Genomic DNA, 17,615 nt, shown 5'->3' on the forward strand with positions numbered 1-17,615 from the left:
AGATCCGCTCGACTTGCATGTATTAGGCACGCCGCCAGCGTTCGTCCTGAGCCAGGATCAAACTCTCCAAATGGAAGTTTTCGCTTCGACGCGATGTCGAAGAGAAAAGCTTCATGTGTTTGACTTGCTCATTACTTAACTAGCTATTTTAAAACATTATCGGATCGACGTGATCCATTTGTTCAGTTTTCAAAGAACTTGTTTGTCACATTTTGTCGTGACAAGAAATGATATTATCATCTTCATTCGACGCTGTCAACCGTTTGTTTCACATTTGTTTGCGGCTCATTCAGTTGTTCCTGTGTCTCAGAAGCGACAAGAAATAATATATCACTTTGATAAATAGATTACAAGTTGAAAAATTTTACAAATATCGACTTTATTTTATCCGTATTTCATGGTTTTCGACACATCCACCGACAAAACGAGCGCTTAGAATCGCTTCTAAGGCTCGTTTGCGTCTTGGCATTTCTATTCAAATCCTCTATTCCCATGCATACTCCATGCATTTGCTAACTCTAAGCCGTCGTTTCACCTAGAAGACGCAGCAGCTCCGCTTCTTCTTCAATAACCGTAATGCCAAGCTCCCGCGCCTTCGTTAGCTTGCTTCCCGCGCTTTCGCCTGCAATGACGAAGTCGGTTTTTTTGGAGACGCTGCCTGAAATTTTGGCGCCGCATGCCTCAAGCAGCTTTGCCGCTTCATCCCTCGACATCGTTGGCAGCGTTCCAGTTAGAACGACGGTCTTCCCGCTGAAGACACTGTCGTTTCTCGCAACCAGCTGCTGCTCAGCTTCCGCTTTTACGCCAAGCTCTCTCATTCTGGCAATGCTTGCGATAATAATCGGATCATTAAAGAATCCAACGATACTCTCCGCCACGATACCACCGATATCAGGAAGAGCCACAAGCTCCTCCGCCTCAGCCTGCATAATAGCATCAAGATTGCCATAATGGTCGGCCAGCATCTTCGTAGTCGCTTTGCCTGTGTTCGGAATGCCAAGCGCGAATAAGAAAGACGCCAATTCCCGATCCTTGGATTTCTCGAAAGCTGCGAGCAGCTTAAGTGCCTTCTTTTCGCCGAACCGCTCAAGCTTTATTAGGTCATCATAGGTTAGAGCATACAGATCAGCAGGATCACGAACTTCACAGTCCTTGTACAGCTGGTCAGCCGTCATTACGCTGAACGTATCGATATCCATCGCATCCCGGGACGCGAAATGCGTAATACGTCCAATAATTTGCGGCTGGCAGCCAAGCTTGTTATTGCAGAATAGATGCGCACCGCGTTGTTCAAGCTCCGTGCCGCAGGATGGACATACAGTCGGGAATTCGATTTCCACGCCCGGCTCCTCGTCTGCCTTGCCCAATATCTCTGGAATAACATCATTCGAGCGGCGGATCGTAACGAGCGTGCCCAAAGCATGCTTGAGATTTTTGCGTTCGATATCGCCGATGTTGTTGAGCGTACAGTTCTGAACGGTTACTCCTGCAAGCTCTACTGCCTCGACGCGGGCGACCGGCGTTATTTTGCCCGTACGGCCTACCTCCCACGATACCGATTCAAGCACCGTTGTTGTTTCCTCCGCTTCGAATTTAAAGGCAACTGCCCAGCGTGGAAACTTATCCGTGTAGCCCAGCGCTTCACGCGTACGCATGTCTACAACTTTAATAACAGCACCATCTATTAGAAAATCCAGCTGCTCACGCTGCTCCGTCACCCGAACGAGCTCTTCTTGCACCTCTTCAATCGTGTTCTGATAGGTCACGTAAGGATTCACCTTGAATCGGTTGTCCTTCAGAAACTGCTGCATTTCGCGATGATCGGTAAAGGCTGCTCCATCGGCATAGCCGATATTATAGAAGAATGCATTCAGCTTTCGCTGAGCCGTAACCGATGGATTAAGATTGCGCAGTGCTCCAGCCGCTGCGTTTCGAGCGTTTTTGAGCGGCTCAACTGCCGTCTCATTGTATTTGGCCAGCACCGAAAGCTGCATGATGCCCTCACCTTGCACCTCGATAATCCCGTCGTTAAAAGGAATGGTGAGCGGCACCGAACGAATCGTGCGTACCTGCTGCAAAATGCCTTCGCCAACCGTGCCGTTTCCGCGTGTCGCCGCTTGTACAAGCTGACCGTCTTCATAGGTTAGATTTAGCGTCAGACCGTCAAACTTCAGCTCTACCACATAGGTTGGCTTCGGCAGCGGCTCTTCTTCTGGATGCTTGGCGTTGTAATCCGCGACGGCTTTGAGCAGCCTCGTATTCCATGTGAGCAGATCCTCGGCATTTTGCGCCTTGTCTAGACTCCACAAGCGAGCGCGATGCTTGTAAGGCTCAAAGCCTTTGAGCAGATCCCCGCCTACACGCTGAGTTGGCGATTCAGGCAATACGACGCCAGACGCGGCTTCGAGTGCGACGAGCTCGTCATAAAGCTTGTCATAATCAGCATCATCAAGCGTAGGCTGATCAAGCGTGTAGTAAAGATAATTATGCTCGGTAATGATCGCAACAAGCTGTTGCATCCTCTCTAATTGAGCGTTCACGGAAGGCTCCTCCTTCTAATCGTCCAAAGTAGCTAATTCATTTTATACTTTCGTTATCGGTGCAAAACCGGCAAGCAATCGCTTTATGCCGATCGGAGCCGGGAATGCGATGTTAAGCTCCATGTCCTTGCCCGTACCTTTGACGGAGACAATAACGCCAATGCCCCACTTGCCATGCGAGACTCTCTCGCCAGTGGCAAACGTTCCGGGCGCGGCATCGCCCGCCGCGCCGCTGCTTTGAGCCGCCCGAGCGGCATCCAGGAGCGGCGTGCTCACCCGCACGCCGCCGCCTCTGCCGCCCATCGCGGCTGGGCCCGTTCCCCCCATGCCTGGGGAACGGCTTCCTGCGGCGCCGCCAGCTGGCCCGCGCCCTGCAATGCCGCGGCCAGCGCTGCCCTGCGCCGCTGCGCCGGTGCCGCCCGCAACGCTGACGCCGCCGCTTCGCGCGCTGCCAGCGCCAGCACGCGAGTAGCCGCCGCTGCCGCTAGAAGCACCTTCTCTTACGCTCTCCGGTATTTCCTGCAGAAAGCGAGATGGCAAATTGCTATTCGTACGGCCAAACAACGTACGCATGCGAGCGCAGGTCAGATACAGCCGCTTCTCTGCGCGGGTAATGCCCACGTAAGCAAGGCGGCGCTCCTCCTCAAGCTCCTCATTGTCCGCAAGCGCACGGCTATGAGGAAATACGCTCTCCTCCATGCCGATGATAAAAACGACAGGGAACTCAAGCCCCTTCGCGCTGTGCATCGTCATCAAGGTGATGGCATCCTTGTTCTTCTCGGCTTCTTCTTCCTCTTTGTTCAAGGAATCAATGTCGGCAATCAAAGCGAGGTCAGTCAGGAACGCTACGAGCGTCCGGTCTTCATTGCGCTTCTCAAAATCCATCGTAACGGACAAGAACTCATCGATATTTTCAAGACGCGCCTTCGACTCCAGCGTATTCTCCTGATGCAGCTCCATGCGGTACTGCGACAGCTCGAGCACCTTCTCGGTAAGCTCAGTCACCGATAAATATTCAACCATCCGGGTGAGATTGTCGATCATTTCATAAAACTCGCGCAGCAGCGTTCGCGTTCTTCCGTTCACTTCGACCTCGCCGAGATTGTTCAAGACGCGGAAAATCGATGTGCCTCTTCTCGCCGCTTCATCCGCAAGCTTCCCAACCGTCGTATCCCCAATGCCCCGCTTCGGCACATTAATAATCCGCACCAAGCTTATATCATCATCCGGATTGGAAACGAGCTTCAAATATCCGAGCAAATCCTTAATCTCTTTGCGGTCGTAGAACTTTATGCCGCCCACAATTTGATAAGGAATATCGGATTTGATCAAAATTTCCTCGATTACCCGCGATTGCGCATTCGTACGATACAATATCGCATGATCGGCAAATTTATAGCTTTTATTCACATTTTTACGAATTTCCCCGGTTACAAAATAACCTTCGTCATGCTCCGTATCCGCCTGATAAAGAGAAATGAGATCGCCGGCGCCTTGATCCGTCCACAGCTTCTTCGGCTTCCTGCCTGAATTGAGCTTGATAACCGCATTCGCAGCATCCAAAATGTTGGCTGTCGAACGATAGTTTTGCTCCAGCATAATCGTCCGCGCCTCGGGATAATCGCCTTCGAAGTTCAATATGTTCGTAATGTCGGCACCGCGCCACCTATAGATCGACTGATCGCTGTCGCCGACTACGCATATGTTATGATGCTTATCCGCCAGCATGCGCGTCAGCATATATTGCGCCCTGTTCGTATCCTGATACTCATCCACGTGAATGTATCGGAACTTATTCTGATAAAACTCAAGCACCTCGGGTACATCCTTGAACAATTGAATCGTCATCATAATAAGATCGTCAAAGTCCAGTGAGTTATTGCTTCTCAGCTTCTTTTGGTATTTCGTAAACACCTGAGCCACGATACCCTCAAAATAATCGCCGACCTTCTGCTCATACTGCTCCGGCGAGATCAACTCATTCTTCGCTCCGCTGATCGCGGCTTGAACGGCTTTTGGCTCAAACTTCTTCGTATCGATGTTCATGTCCTTCATACAGCCGCGGATAACCGACAGCTGGTCTGAGGAATCCAATATCGAGAAGCTTGATGTAAAACCGATCCGATCAATATCTCTGCGGAGAACCCGTACACACATCGAGTGAAAGGTGGATACCCAAATATCCCGTCCCGATGGTCCAACGAGCGCGCTCACCCGATCCTGCATTTCTCGTGAAGCTTTATTCGTAAAGGTGATGGCCAGAATACTCCAAGGCGCAACACGCTTCTTTTCTATTAAATAAGCAATTCGATGTGTCAGTACGCGCGTCTTGCCGCTACCCGCTCCAGCCATAATAAGCAGCGGTCCGTCAGTTGTCTGAACGGCTTCCCGCTGCGGCGGATTCAGCTTCTGCACCGCTTGCTCGATACTTATATAATTCAACATGCTCCGACTCCTTTGTTCGCATATGTTCGCCTCTTCTCAGTGTAGACAACGGCCACTCCTGTGTCAATTTGAGATATTAGGAATGCAGCCTTCCTTTTGCCAGAAAATACGACTAAACATTCAAACCTTATCGGTTATCGCAAACAAGCATAAGCAGGAAGGGCGCCTTATGCCCTACCCCTGTTCCAACTGCTTATAAAGCTGCTCATAAAGCGCCTCCGTGCGTATTTCCGGCTCGAACTTCAGATCCTTGCGGACCAGCTCCTCAAAGGATTCATAATAGCGCTGAAGCGCCCCCATGTCCTTCAGCTTTTCGTAGGCGAGAAGCATATGACGGCAGACCTCATCGGAGTAGGGTTCTTTTTCCTGCAGCTCGTTCAGCCGAAGCTCCGCTTGGAAGCCTCTTCCGATCTCGAGCTCATAGGCAGCAACGGCGATAACGATCTGCATATATAGTCGTCGGAGCTGCTCACGCCGCGCAAGGACCCATACGCGATCCAGCTCCTCCAAGTAGTCGCCCCGGTACAAGGCAAGCAAGTATTCATAATTTTTCATGTTTTGCTCTGTAAGAGTAGATTGAAACAAAAAAAAGCATCTGCGATTCCCGACCTGTGGTCATCATTGCTCATAACCATAAGGAGGATTCTACAGATGCGTCTTATTATCATTGCGTGAAAAGCTTAGAATTGCACGAAATCAGCAATTTTTCACCGCTGCTACTGTTGACAAGGCGGCAACTAGATCGCTGTATATAATGTTTCCGACGACTACCGTATGCGCAGCTTCAGCAGCAAGACGTGCTTTGTCCGCATTATCGATTCCTCCGCCATAAAATAGCTGTGCATGGGCTGTAGCTGCTCTCGCTCGCTTCACAAGCTGCATATCTCCGAATCGGCCGCTATACTCCAAATAAATAACCGGAAGACGCATCAGCCGATCGGCCATCCGCACATGTGCAATGAGCTCAACTTCCGTCAGCTCGGCTTTCGCTTCGGTTACCTTCGCCGCCGTTGCATCAGCATTCAATATAATATAGCCCTGCGCTGCCGTTTCATCCCAAGGCACAAAGGAGCCATATTCCATAAGCCCTTCGGTTTGCCGTCCCGTAATCCATTCAGCACGGCTCGTATTCAGCACAAGCGGTACAAAATAACCGTCGAAGCCGGGAACAGCACCTTCTAGGCTGGAAACTTCAAGCGCGCAGTCTACCGCATATCTGCGAATGCGAGCCATCAGATCAACCGTATTTTCAAAAGTAACGCCGCTGGAGCCACCGACGATGATCGCATCCGTACCTGAGTTGCATATTTGATCCAGCGCGTCATCGGATATCTCCCGATCGGGATCAAGTTTAAACACATGCCTCCAGCCAGAAAACCAAACCTCATTCATGAATAACCAAACCTCGCTTTTTCCCAAACATCGAATGTCGAATCATTGCTTTCCTTCTATGCTATGTCAGCAGGAATAGCGTGTCAAATGCTCTGCTGTATGAAATAAAACGCCCCATGTGGCAGGCGGGCACTGAAATGTAGTATAAGGGTGTAAAAGTAAGCGATTGGGGGTTTTCAACAGGGCATGCAAACTCGTAATCGGTCGAGCATTAGGTGCGTTTCTAGGGTTAAGCTTGCTGGTGGAAAGTGCATCGGCAGAGTAATTAACGGGAATATATCAAGTTAATTCATATGATTTCAGGAGAAAATAGAAGTTAGAAGAATTTTCTCCTGTTAAATTTCTATTTCTCGCCCTTTTGGGATAAAAAATTTTAACGGGAGAATTTCCAGTTAATAGATCTATATACCGGCGCAAGGGAGAATTAAAGGGAGTTTTTCCAGTTACTTCTTTATTTAAGAAATTCAGCTAAGAAGACTGTCTATATGCATACAAAAACGAGCCTAAGAAACGATTTGAACTGTACCCATAAGAGGGCACTTTTTTCAAAGTGTCCTGCTTATGGTCACTGTTCGATTCTAGAGGCTCGTTTAACTTTTATTATAAAAAACGCTTATTTCTTCACGAGCTGACCGCGCGTTACGCCTAATTGATTAATTGCCTTCAGACTGCGCCATACCTGCGTTCCGCTTATGCGGCCATCGAGCGCATCGCGGTAAAGCGACAACACTTCAAGCACCTTCTCTGGCGTTTCTTCCAGAAACTCAACGCGGAAGTGGGATACGCCATAGCCGACAAAGTTGCGGATATACTCTGCTCCTGATTGCTCAATCGCGTTGTATACCGTGTTGCGGCAGCCTTCGTCCACGCGAACGGGGTGCGCCATTCCGATGCGGTCCTGCAAGGAAGCGCGCTTCTCTTCGCAAGGACGTCCGCAGTTCGTAAAGTCTGTCCCTTCGCTCATGAACGTACAGTACACGCAATGCTCCGTATGGAACATCGGCAAATGCTGATGGATGACCATCTCCAGCATCCTAGTATCCGAGTTTTCCAACAAATCAATCATTTGCTGAATGTTCAGATCGTACGATGGCGTAATGAGATCAAGTCCTACATCCGTAAACAAGTTTACGGCCTTGTGGTTCGCGACATTCAGCGAGAAATCGCCGATCAGCTTTGGGAAAGGCTTATCTGGATTCGCTGCGCGTGCACGCAGGTAATAGTAAAGCGCTCCTGTGTTCCGCACGAGCACCGCATCAGGCTGCAGCTTCAATATATTCGCATGGTAGCCGTTCTCGCCCGGCATATGAATACGCGGCGTTGCCAGCGCAATCGGCTTGCCCGCTTCACGTGCAGCGGCAACAGCAGATGGGAATTGCTTAATGAATTCGAAATCGGCATAGACGTAAGAGATATCAGTTGTCACCGCTGCCTGTACCTGCTCAAGGCTGCGGCATAATGCGATCAGCTTCGCATCCTTGCCGCTATGCGGCGCCAGGATATCCTTCTTGGCTGCATCAGCCTGAAAAACATCCTCACGCGATGCTACAGCATTCTTCACATAGACAGGCGGCTTCGGACGCTCGCCCGCAAGCAGCTCTACCGCCTCGCGGCGCAGCCGGTTCAACTCGCGGATCGGCACGATCAAATCGCCCTGCAGCTCAACCTCAAGCTTCTCCAGCTGATACACGGTACCGCCTAGACGGCCTAATTGATCCTCAAGCAGCGCCGCATCCATTGGACGCTTCTGCGCTTGCTCCAGCTCAAGCTCCGTAACGACCTCAACGGTCGTTCCCTTCTGAACATCGGTCCACCACGTACGCATCGGTTGGCCGAGCGCACCGGTCACTCTTACATGAAGCGGGAACACCCGATACGGCTTCTCCGTCTCAAAGGTTGCTCTCAAGCGCTTATCGAGCGCAGGATCGCTTGTTTTCCAGACGCGATCGCCGACATGCACCTTGCGCAGGTCAACATCATTGCGGCCCGCTACCAGCTCGATCATCGTGCCTTCCTGCGCTTCGCCTTCGATCTTCACGCCTTGGCGGCGAATATCGTAGACGCGGCCGCCCTCTTCCTTCTTCGTCGGGTCCCCTGCGTCAAATACAATGCCATCTCCGCGCTTGAGCGGCGCGTCGATCCGCAGCGTAACCGCATCGCGCATAATGCGCTCTACACGGCCGAGGTAGACGCCTCGGCTTTTCGGGAACGTGCCCTCAACGAGCTGCTTGTTGTTCGTTCCCGACAGAAAACCATGCGTGAAGCCGCGCGAGAAGCTTTGCTGCAGCTCACGCACATCCTCCACCGACGGCTTCGATAAATCGCCGTCAAAATATTTATCGATCGCACGCCGATACTTGCTCACGACATTCGCGACATATTCCGGGCTTTTGAGACGCCCTTCAATTTTAAACGACGTCACGCCCGCTTGGATGAGCTCCGGCACGATATCGATCGCCGCCAAATCCTTCGGCGACAGCAAATACGCGATGTCTCCCATCGGCTGCACCTCGCCGTCAACCATCAGATCATACGGCAGCCGGCAAGCCTGCGCGCATTCGCCGCGATTGGCAGAGCGCCCTCCCCACATCTCGGAGGTGAGGCACTGACCCGAATACGACACGCATAGCGCGCCGTGCACGAAAACTTCCATCGGCAGCTTCGCCTGCTCGCCAATCGTACGAATTTGCTTTAGATTGTTTTCACGGCCAAGCACGACCCGCTCAAGCCCAAACGGCTTCGTAAATTCTACCGCTTCCGGCGATGTTATCGTCATTTGTGTTGAGCCGTGAATCGGGAAGTCCGGCGAAAGCTCGCGAATCAGCTTCACGAGGCCAAGATCCTGTACGATTACCGCATCCACACCCGCATCAATACACATTTCAATAAGCTTCTGCGCGTCTCTCAGCTCGTCTTCAAATACGAGGATGTTAAACGTCAGGAAGCCCTTTACGCCATACGTATGCAGAAAAGCCATAATTTCCGGCAATTCCTCGCTACGGAAGTTGTTCGCGCGAGCACGTGCATTAAACTTCTCTACGCCAAAAAAAATTGCATCGGCGCCATTAGCTACTGCCGCACGCATGCAATCCCAATCACCAGCCGGAGCCAGCAGTTCTATATCCGATCTTACTATTGTATCTGTCATAATAACTTGCGATCCCTCACATTCTTCAAACCTGCTTTCACTATCTTAACAAACCGCGGACATCTATACCACTACACAATACTGGCATCACGCAAAAAAGACCGGCTCCGCACGTCGGAAGCCAGTTTTAATTACTTTATGTTTACTCCTTAACAGTCAGGCCAGCAAAATGCCAGCTATCTCATCTGCACAAATTGATCAAGTCCCCGAACCCGCCCTCACCTAAACCATACATCAGCACGTGGTAGTTACATTAAACAACATACAGCCTAGTTACATGCTCGCGCACTCTTGTTACATTATTGGGCTAATTCGTTATGTTTTGTAGATATGGCCCTGCATCTACGTTAGGTCCAACTGCCCGTTGGAGGGTTGTGCTCACCTGTATGATTTCGGTTACCAACTTGTTTAGCTATCCAGTAGATCCGTGCTCCAGTTTTTCTCCTGGATCTTGAAGTCCAATTCGCGGTATTTCCTCGACAGCTCATCGACCTCTTTTTGAAGATCTACGATCTCTACGGTCGTATAAAATTTCACTTCTTGCCGGCTGTATCGTTCCTGTTTGATGGATGCCTCGCTAAGCACTTCATTCAGAATATTGCGATACTGCATGATGCGATCACGTTCCGCCAGCGCTTCTGCCAGGCTCATGCTCGTATCAAACGCGCTTAAAGCGTTCGTCTTATTAATCTTCTTCACCCAGACGGCCAAATCACCCAGCGTCCGTCTTAAATCCTCCAGCAGCTCGTTTGGCGATTCCGAAGGCGACTCTCCTTCTTGAACCTTTATGACTCTCCCAAGGCGCTGCTTGATCTGCGCCACCTTGCGTTGGCAGTCCGCTCGCATGACAAGCGCTTCCGCTAATCTCATCGCTAATCCCCTCCGCTATCTTCAGGACAAACAGTCATCCAAATATACCACTTTTATTTTCATACTATTTTTTAAAAAATGTTGGCCTTAGCCGAAAATTGAATCAGCATTATGCTGGTTTTGTTGATTTACTATGCGATTTTGGCAAATGTCGTTCCAAATATATGATCTCATTACAGAAGTGGTATACTATGTTGGACTACTAAATCAATCCATTTGATGGATTCGGGAGGTAAATGAACAAATGAAATTAGGAGTATTCAGCGTGCTTTTTGCACAAAAACCGTTCGAGGAAGCACTCGACTATATCGCCTCCAAAGGACTTGATGCCATTGAAATCGGAACGGGCGGATACCCGGGAGACGCACACTGCGACCTGGATGGATTGCTTGCAGACGAAGGTAAGCTGAAAGCGTTTAAGCATGCAGTAGAATCACGTGGATTGATGATCAGCGCGCTTAGCTGCCACGGCAATCCGCTTCACCCGCAGAAAGCCATTTCGACTGATCATGACTCGGTTATTCGCAAAACGATCGAGCTTGCCAATCGTCTTGAGGTATCGGTCGTCAATACGTTCTCTGGCTGCCCAGGCGACCATGAGGATGCCAAATATCCGAACTGGCCGGTTGCTCCTTGGCCAAATGATTTCCAAGATATTTTAAAATGGCAATGGGAAGCAAAAGTTATTCCATATTGGTCTGAGATTGCTAAGCTTGCAACTGCAGGCGGCGTGAAAATCGGCCTTGAGCTTCATGGCGGCTTCTCCGTTCACAGTCCGGCTACTTTGCTTCGTCTTCGCGAAGCGGCTGGAAATGCTATCGGCGCCAACCTGGATCCAAGCCACATGTGGTGGCAAGGAATCGATCCGGTTCAAGCTGTACAAATTCTTGGCCGTGCCGGAGCTATCCATCACTTCCACGCGAAGGATACAACAATCGATCCAATCAACGTCAATCATCATGGCGTAACCGATATGCAATCCTATAGCCTGATGCTTGACCGTGCTTGGCAGTTCCGTACGGTTGGCTATGGCCATGATCTCAAAACATGGGCAGACATCCTTAGCGCGCTTCGTCTTGTCGGCTACGACTACGTTGTCAGCATCGAGCACGAAGACGGCTTGATGTCCGTAGACGAAGGCTTCACGAAGGCTGTTCAAAATCTTCAACAAATTCTCATCCGCGAGCCGCTTGGCGAGATGTGGTGGGTATAACAGATAAACAAGAAAAAGGTCTGCCGGACTTGTCCGGCAGACCCTTTTCTATGCGACGACTTGTCACGCCATCCAAACTTTTGTGATCATAATAAAGTCGATCAATAAAAACAATGCAAGCGAAACTGTCGTAAAGCCGATCGCGAAAATGTTTTTCTTCGGACGAGCGTTCAATAGCCGAACGAGACCGATTGCGATCAAAATGGTAAAGGCAAGCATAAACCAATCAAAAGTACCAATTTTACTTGCTGCTTGAGCTGCTTCTTCTGCCAAAAACATGAAGGGACCTCCTTTTTTTCGCACGTAACCTATTTTACTATATGTTAGCTTTTTGTGGCTTCGGACGCAAGTCTGAATCGGGATTCGTAACAACTTTGTCACGATTTCCTGATAAACGTTTTCTTATAATATGGAATTGCGAAACACATACTATGGCTCATGGCTAACTTACGCATAATCGGCTCGTCATTACTCGCCTTTTTTGGACCATCGCTAGATGTGATTCATTACAGCCCGCATCTATAAATTGTCCAACTCCTCCCACAACTATAACTGCAACTCACAAGAAAACTTTTTATCTAAACGAACACAAAGAATATTGAACAGATTCTTATTTACAAAGGTATCTTATTTATTTTATTGTTAAATTCCAACTTCATTTTTCTTTATCTTTATACTAAAAAGCCTTCGTGCACGCGGTTTGCAGATATGCAAAAAAAGAGAAAGCAATCTGATTGCATTCAGACTGCTTTCTCTTCTATTATAGCCTATTCCGCAGCAGCAGCTACCTTCTGATTCTCTTTATGCAGCGCGATGGTCCGCGCGCGATCACGTTCAAGAATCGGCTTCAAGTATTTTCCTGTATACGATTGCTCCACCTTAACGACCTGCTCCGGCGTTCCAGTCGCAACGATCATACCGCCGCCGCTGCCGCCTTCCGGGCCAAGATCAATTAAATAATCCGCAGTCTTGATGACGTCCAGGTTATGCTCGATGACGAGCACCGACTCGCCTGAATCAACTAAACGATGCAATACCGTCAACAATCTATCGATGTCATGTACATGCAAGCCCGTTGTTGGTTCATCCAAAATGTATAGCGTCTTGCCCGTAGAGCGACGGTATAGCTCAGCCGCCAGCTTCACCCGCTGCGCCTCGCCGCCAGATAATGTCGTTGCAGGCTGGCCCAATTTCATATAGCCAAGACCTACATCAAGCAGCGTCTGCACCTTGCGGTGAATACGCGGAATGTTCTCGAAGAAGGCACAACCGTCTTCAATCGTCATTTCCAGCACTTCAGCAATGTTCTTTCCTTTGTACTTCACTTCCAGCGTCTCGCGATTATAGCGTTTGCCCTTACAAATCTCGCATGGAACATATACATCAGGAAGGAAATGCATCTCAATCTTGATGATTCCGTCGCCGCGGCATGCTTCGCAGCGGCCGCCCTTCACGTTAAAGCTGAATCGGCCTTTCTTATAGCCCCGCACCTTCGATTCGGTCGTACTCGCATACAAATCACGGATGTCATCAAAAACACCTGTGTAAGTCGCGGGATTCGATCTTGGCGTCCGGCCAATTGGCGATTGATCAATATCGATGACCTTCTCCAAATGCTCAATGCCCCGAAGCTCCTTATACTGGCCTGGGCGAGTCTTCGCTTTATTCAAATCACGCGCTAGCGTCTTGTAGAGAATTTCATTGACGAAGGTTGATTTGCCTGAGCCAGATACACCTGTAACAGCTGAGAATACGCCTAGCGGAATTTTCACATTTACGTTTCTAAGGTTATTTTCCTTCGCTCCGCGAACCTCAAGCCATTTATCGTTTGTCTTGCGGCGTTCAGCCGGCACCTCGATAAATTTGCGTCCGCTTAAATATTGACCGGTCAGCGAATTCTCATTCGCCATTACTTCCTGCGGCGTACCTTCGGCGATAACCATGCCGCCATGTATGCCCGCGCCTGGCCCGATATCAATAATGTAATCGGCTGCGAGCATCGTATCCTCATCATGCTCGACAACGATCAGCGTATTGCCGAGATTGCGCATATGCTCAAGCGTCTCAATCAACCGATCGTTGTCCCGTTGATGCAAGCCGATGCTCGGTTCGTCCAGGATATAGAGCACTCCCATTAAGCTGGAGCCGATTTGGGTAGCGAGTCGAATCCGTTGCGCTTCCCCGCCTGACAGTGTCCCCGCTGCACGGCTGAGAGACAAGTACTCAAGCCCGACATTGACTAGGAAGCCTAGACGGCTATTAATTTCTTTCAAAATGAGGCTCGCAATCGCGATCTCCTTCTTCGACAGCTCAAGCGATTCGAAGTAACGCTGCGCATCGCCAATGGAGAATGATGTCACTTGCGACACATTTTGCGCGTTGATCGTTACCGCCAAGCTTTCCTTGCGCAGCCGCTGTCCTTTGCAGCCAGCGCATGGCTTGGCGCTCATATAGTTCTCAATATGCTCGCGCATCATATCCGATGCCGTATCGCGATAGCGGCGTTCTAGGTTATTAACGATGCCTTCAAACGGAACATAGGCTTCTTTCCGATGGCCGAAATCATTCTCGTATAAGAAACGAACGCGCTCTCCGCCTGTGCCGTAAAGCAGCTTCTTCATCTGTTCGGGCTCAAGCTCCGATACCGGCACATTCTGGGGAATGCCGTAATGTACGCAAACGGCGCTCAGAAACTGCGGATAATAGTTGGACGTACTGCCCGCCCATGCTAAGAAAGCCGCATCCTCTATCGATTTAGTCGTATCGGGTACTAGCAGATCCGGATCGACGATCATTTTGACGCCTAAACCGTCACATTCCGGACAAGCGCCATAAGGGCTATTGAAGGAAAACATCCGAGGCTCCAGCTCATCAATGCTGAATCCGCATTCCGGACAAGCTAGGTTGGAGCTGAAGAGCAGCTCCTCTTGATCGATAATATCAACGAGCACGCGTCCTTCGGACAGCTTAAGCGCCGTTTCCAGAGAGTCCGCCAGCCTAGTCTGAATATCCGACTTGACCACAATACGGTCGACAACGACTTCAATGCTGTGCTTTTTGTTTTTCTCCAGCTCAATCTTCTCGCTAAGCTCGCGCAGCTCGCCGTTTACACGGACCCGCACGAACCCTTGCTTCTGAATATCCGCCAGCAGCTTCGTATGCTCGCCCTTGCGGCCCGAAATAAGCGGAGCCAAAATTTGAAGCTTCGTCTTCTCAGGATATTCCATAATCCGGTCAACCATCTGCTCAACCGTTTGCGATGTAATTTCGATGCCGTGCTCCGGGCAATGCGGCTTGCCGATACGAGCAAACAATAACCGCAAATAATCATATATTTCAGTAACTGTGCCCACTGTCGAACGCGGGTTGCGGCTGGTCGTCTTCTGATCGATGGAAATAGCCGGTGATAATCCGTCTATGGAATCGACATCCGGCTTTTCCATTTGTCCAAGAAATTGACGCGCATAGGCAGATAAGGATTCCACGTAACGGCGCTGTCCTTCCGCATAAATCGTATCGAATGCGAGCGAGGATTTACCAGATCCGCTCAGCCCTGTCAGTACGACAAATTTGTCACGCGGTATGGTGACGTCAATGTTTTTAAGATTGTGGGCGCGAGCGCCCTTAACAACAATTTTATCGCTAGCCAATCGTTTCTCCTCCTACTTAACCCATCTCTGCGCGCAGCTCAAGCAGCGCATCCCGCAGCTCTGCTGCACGTTCGAACTGCAAATTTTTCGCTGCGTCCTTCATATCCGCTTCCAGCCTTTGAACAAGCGCCAGACGATCCTTCTTGTTCATCTTGCCTACGCCGGCTGCAGTCAAATAATCAGCCTTCTGCTCAGCTACCTTAGTCGCTTCAATTACGTCATGCACTTTTTTGCGAATCGTTTGCGGCGTTACGCCATGCTTCTCATTATAGGCAAGCTGAATCGTACGCCGCCGTTCGGTTTCTTTTATCGCTCGATCCATCGAATCGGTTATTTTGTCGCCGTACATAATGACTCGGCCTTCGCTGTTGCGGGCCGCTCGCCCAATCGTTTGGATAAGCGCGCGATCCGAGCGAAGGAAGCCTTCCTTATCCGCATCAAGAATCGTAACTAAGGACACCTCCGGCAAATCCAATCCTTCCCGGAGTAGATTGATGCCGATAAGAACATGGAATACGCCAAGTCTGAGGTCGCGCAAAATCGCTAAACGCTCCAGCGTCTTTATATCGGAATGGAGATAGCGAACCTTGATGCCTATCTCCTTCATATAATCGGTAAGATCCTCTGACATCTTCTTCGTCAGCGTTGTGACCAGAACCCGCTCATCCTTCGCAATGCGATCGCGAATCTCGTTCAACAGATCATCGATTTGTCCTTTCGTCGGACGAACGTCAATGATCGGATCGATTAGACCGGTCGGCCTGATGATCTGCTCGATCATTTTGTCGGTATGCTCAATCTCATAAGGTCCTGGCGTAGCCGATACATACACAAGCTGCTTCGCCTTCGCCTCAAACTCCTCAAAACGGAGCGGACGGTTATCCATCGCCGAAGGAAGCCTAAATCCGTGATTGACCAGCATCTCCTTACGCGCGCGGTCACCATTGTACATCGCCCTAATTTGCGGGAGCGATACATGTGACTCATCGATGACGATAACCATGTCGTCAGGAAAATAATCGAGCAGCGTATACGGCGTGGCGCCGCGCTCCCTGAACGTAAGCGGTCCTGAGTAGTTCTCAATGCCGGAGCAGAAACCCATCTCCGCCATCATTTCCAAATCGTAGCGCGTCCGCTGCTCCAGCCTCTGCGCTTCAAGCAGCTTGCCTGCCTCGCGCAGCTCGGCAAGCCGTTCCTCCAGCTCGCGCTCTATGTTAACAAGCGCTAATTTCATCGTCTCCTCCTGCGTAACGAAATGAGAAGCCGGGAAAATAGCTATATGTTCGCGTTCGCCGACAATCTCTCCGGTCAACACATCAATTTCCGAGATTCGCTCGATCTCGTCGCCGAAGAGCTCCACGCGAATAGCCCGTTCATTGTTGGCTACGGGGAAAATCTCAACAATATCGCCGCGAACGCGGAACGTTCCCCGCGTAAAGCTTATATCGTTGCGTTTGTACTGAATATCGACAAGCTTATGCAAAATCGTATCGCGCGATTTCTCCATGCCCACTCGCAGCGAGAATACCAGCCCTCCATATTCCATCGGCGATCCAAGGCCGTATATGCAGGAGACGCTCGCTACGATAATAACGTCACGGCGTTCTAACAGCGAGCTTGTCGCCGAATGCCGCAGCTTATCGATCTCATCGTTGATGCTTGAGTCCTTCTCGATAAAGGTATCGGATGAAGGAATGTAGGCTTCCGGTTGATAGTAATCATAATAGCTCACAAAATACTCCACTGCATTATCCGGGAAAAAAGCTTTGAATTCACTGCATAGCTGAGCCGCCAGCGTCTTGTTATGAGCAATGACGAGCGTCGGCCGATTCAGCTTCTCCACCATATTCGCTATCGTGTACGTTTTGCCTGTACCGGTTGCGCCGAGCAGCGTCTGATGCCTCTTGCCCGCCTTAATACCTTCTAAAAGCTGCTCGATCGCTTTCGGCTGATCGCCCTGCGGCGTATAATCCGACTGTATTTTAAACAGCTTCGTTTCCTTTGCAAGTTCACTCACGCTTACCATCCACCTCCGTCATTCCGAATACTCTTATCATTATAGTCAATTATAGGAAATTTCATTTCATTAGCGTTTATCAAAATAAGAATGTTTGTTCCCGTATATTATACCGTTATCTTTCCTGCGGCGCAATCATCCCAAAGCAAAAAAAATACCCGCAGCTTAGTCTATTAAATTACTCCTGTCGACAACTTATAAGATTCTTTATGCACATTTGAACCTGAATTTCGAAAGTCCATAGTAATGAGCCTTAATACACGATGTCATAGGGGACTACTTCCAAAAATGTAAGTGGAAATGATGAATCGGCAGGTATTGCTAGATTTTAGCATACACC

General features: G+C 49.8%; 10 protein-coding genes and 1 rRNA gene. 1 reads left to right on the plus strand and 10 read right to left on the minus strand.

Features of this window, described 5'->3' with window-relative positions; all coding sequences use genetic code 11:
- The 7 genes from AC2TDN_RS25810 to AC2TDN_RS25840 form a co-directional block, all read right to left on the minus strand.
- Positions 1-73 (minus strand): 16S ribosomal RNA (locus AC2TDN_RS25810); the annotation flags it as partial.
- A 445-nt stretch (positions 74-518) separates the two neighbouring features.
- The gene (ligA, locus tag AC2TDN_RS25815; RefSeq protein ID WP_484690651.1) at positions 519-2,519 is read right to left on the minus strand and encodes an NAD-dependent DNA ligase LigA; all 2,001 of its coding nucleotides are present in this window, start codon (positions 2,517-2,519) and stop codon (positions 519-521) included.
- A 63-nt stretch (positions 2,520-2,582) separates the two neighbouring features.
- Positions 2,583-4,985 (minus strand): DNA helicase PcrA, encoded by a 2,403-nt coding sequence (gene pcrA, locus AC2TDN_RS25820; protein WP_484690645.1) that lies wholly within the window; start codon positions 4,983-4,985, stop codon positions 2,583-2,585.
- A 174-nt stretch (positions 4,986-5,159) separates the two neighbouring features.
- Positions 5,160-5,540, minus strand: coding sequence for a bacterial transcriptional activator domain-containing protein (locus AC2TDN_RS25825; protein ID WP_484690646.1), 381 nt, complete (start codon positions 5,538-5,540; stop codon positions 5,160-5,162).
- Positions 5,541-5,681: 141 nt separating this feature from the next.
- A complete protein-coding gene (gene pcrB, locus AC2TDN_RS25830; protein WP_484690647.1) occupies positions 5,682-6,377 on the minus strand; it encodes a heptaprenylglyceryl phosphate synthase in 696 nt (231 codons plus the stop codon).
- Between the two features lie 613 nt (positions 6,378-6,990).
- Positions 6,991-9,525, minus strand: coding sequence for a U32 family peptidase (locus AC2TDN_RS25835; RefSeq protein WP_484690648.1), 2,535 nt, complete (start codon positions 9,523-9,525; stop codon positions 6,991-6,993).
- A 408-nt stretch (positions 9,526-9,933) separates the two neighbouring features.
- Positions 9,934-10,395, minus strand: a complete 462-nt coding sequence (locus tag AC2TDN_RS25840) for a DIP1984 family protein (RefSeq protein WP_484690649.1) — start codon at positions 10,393-10,395, stop codon at positions 9,934-9,936.
- Positions 10,396-10,639: 244 nt separating this feature from the next.
- On the opposite strand from AC2TDN_RS25840, the gene AC2TDN_RS25845 reads away from it, so the two are divergent.
- Positions 10,640-11,608, plus strand: coding sequence for a sugar phosphate isomerase/epimerase family protein (locus AC2TDN_RS25845; protein WP_484690650.1), 969 nt, complete (start codon positions 10,640-10,642; stop codon positions 11,606-11,608).
- A 63-nt stretch (positions 11,609-11,671) separates the two neighbouring features.
- On the opposite strand, the gene AC2TDN_RS25850 is transcribed toward AC2TDN_RS25845, so the two are convergent.
- The 3 genes from AC2TDN_RS25850 to uvrB form a co-directional block, all read right to left on the minus strand.
- A complete protein-coding gene (locus AC2TDN_RS25850; protein WP_169084674.1) occupies positions 11,672-11,887 on the minus strand; it encodes a hypothetical protein in 216 nt (71 codons plus the stop codon).
- A 488-nt stretch (positions 11,888-12,375) separates the two neighbouring features.
- Positions 12,376-15,258, minus strand: a complete 2,883-nt coding sequence (gene uvrA, locus AC2TDN_RS25855; RefSeq protein ID WP_482068246.1) for an excinuclease ABC subunit UvrA — start codon at positions 15,256-15,258, stop codon at positions 12,376-12,378.
- A 16-nt stretch (positions 15,259-15,274) separates the two neighbouring features.
- Positions 15,275-17,275, minus strand: coding sequence for an excinuclease ABC subunit UvrB (uvrB, locus tag AC2TDN_RS25860; protein ID WP_482068245.1), 2,001 nt, complete (start codon positions 17,273-17,275; stop codon positions 15,275-15,277).
- Positions 17,276-17,615 lie beyond the last annotated feature (340 nt).

This window comes from Paenibacillus sp. Y660 (genome assembly GCF_057221575.1).

Coding starts and splice junctions, on each gene's coding strand:
- AC2TDN_RS25840 (WP_484690649.1), bottom strand. CDS start 10,395: ATGAGATTAGCGGAAGCGCTTGTCATGCGAGCGGACTGCCAACGCAAG.
- AC2TDN_RS25845 (WP_484690650.1), top strand. CDS start 10,640: ATGAAATTAGGAGTATTCAGCGTGCTTTTTGCACAAAAACCGTTCGAG.
- AC2TDN_RS25850 (WP_169084674.1), bottom strand. CDS start 11,887: ATGTTTTTGGCAGAAGAAGCAGCTCAAGCAGCAAGTAAAATTGGTACT.
- AC2TDN_RS25835 (WP_484690648.1), bottom strand. CDS start 9,525: ATGACAGATACAATAGTAAGATCGGATATAGAACTGCTGGCTCCGGCT.
- pcrA (WP_484690645.1), bottom strand. CDS start 4,985: ATGTTGAATTATATAAGTATCGAGCAAGCGGTGCAGAAGCTGAATCCG.
- ligA (WP_484690651.1), bottom strand. CDS start 2,519: ATGCAACAGCTTGTTGCGATCATTACCGAGCATAATTATCTTTACTAC.
- AC2TDN_RS25825 (WP_484690646.1), bottom strand. CDS start 5,540: ATGAAAAATTATGAATACTTGCTTGCCTTGTACCGGGGCGACTACTTG.
- pcrB (WP_484690647.1), bottom strand. CDS start 6,377: ATGAATGAGGTTTGGTTTTCTGGCTGGAGGCATGTGTTTAAACTTGAT.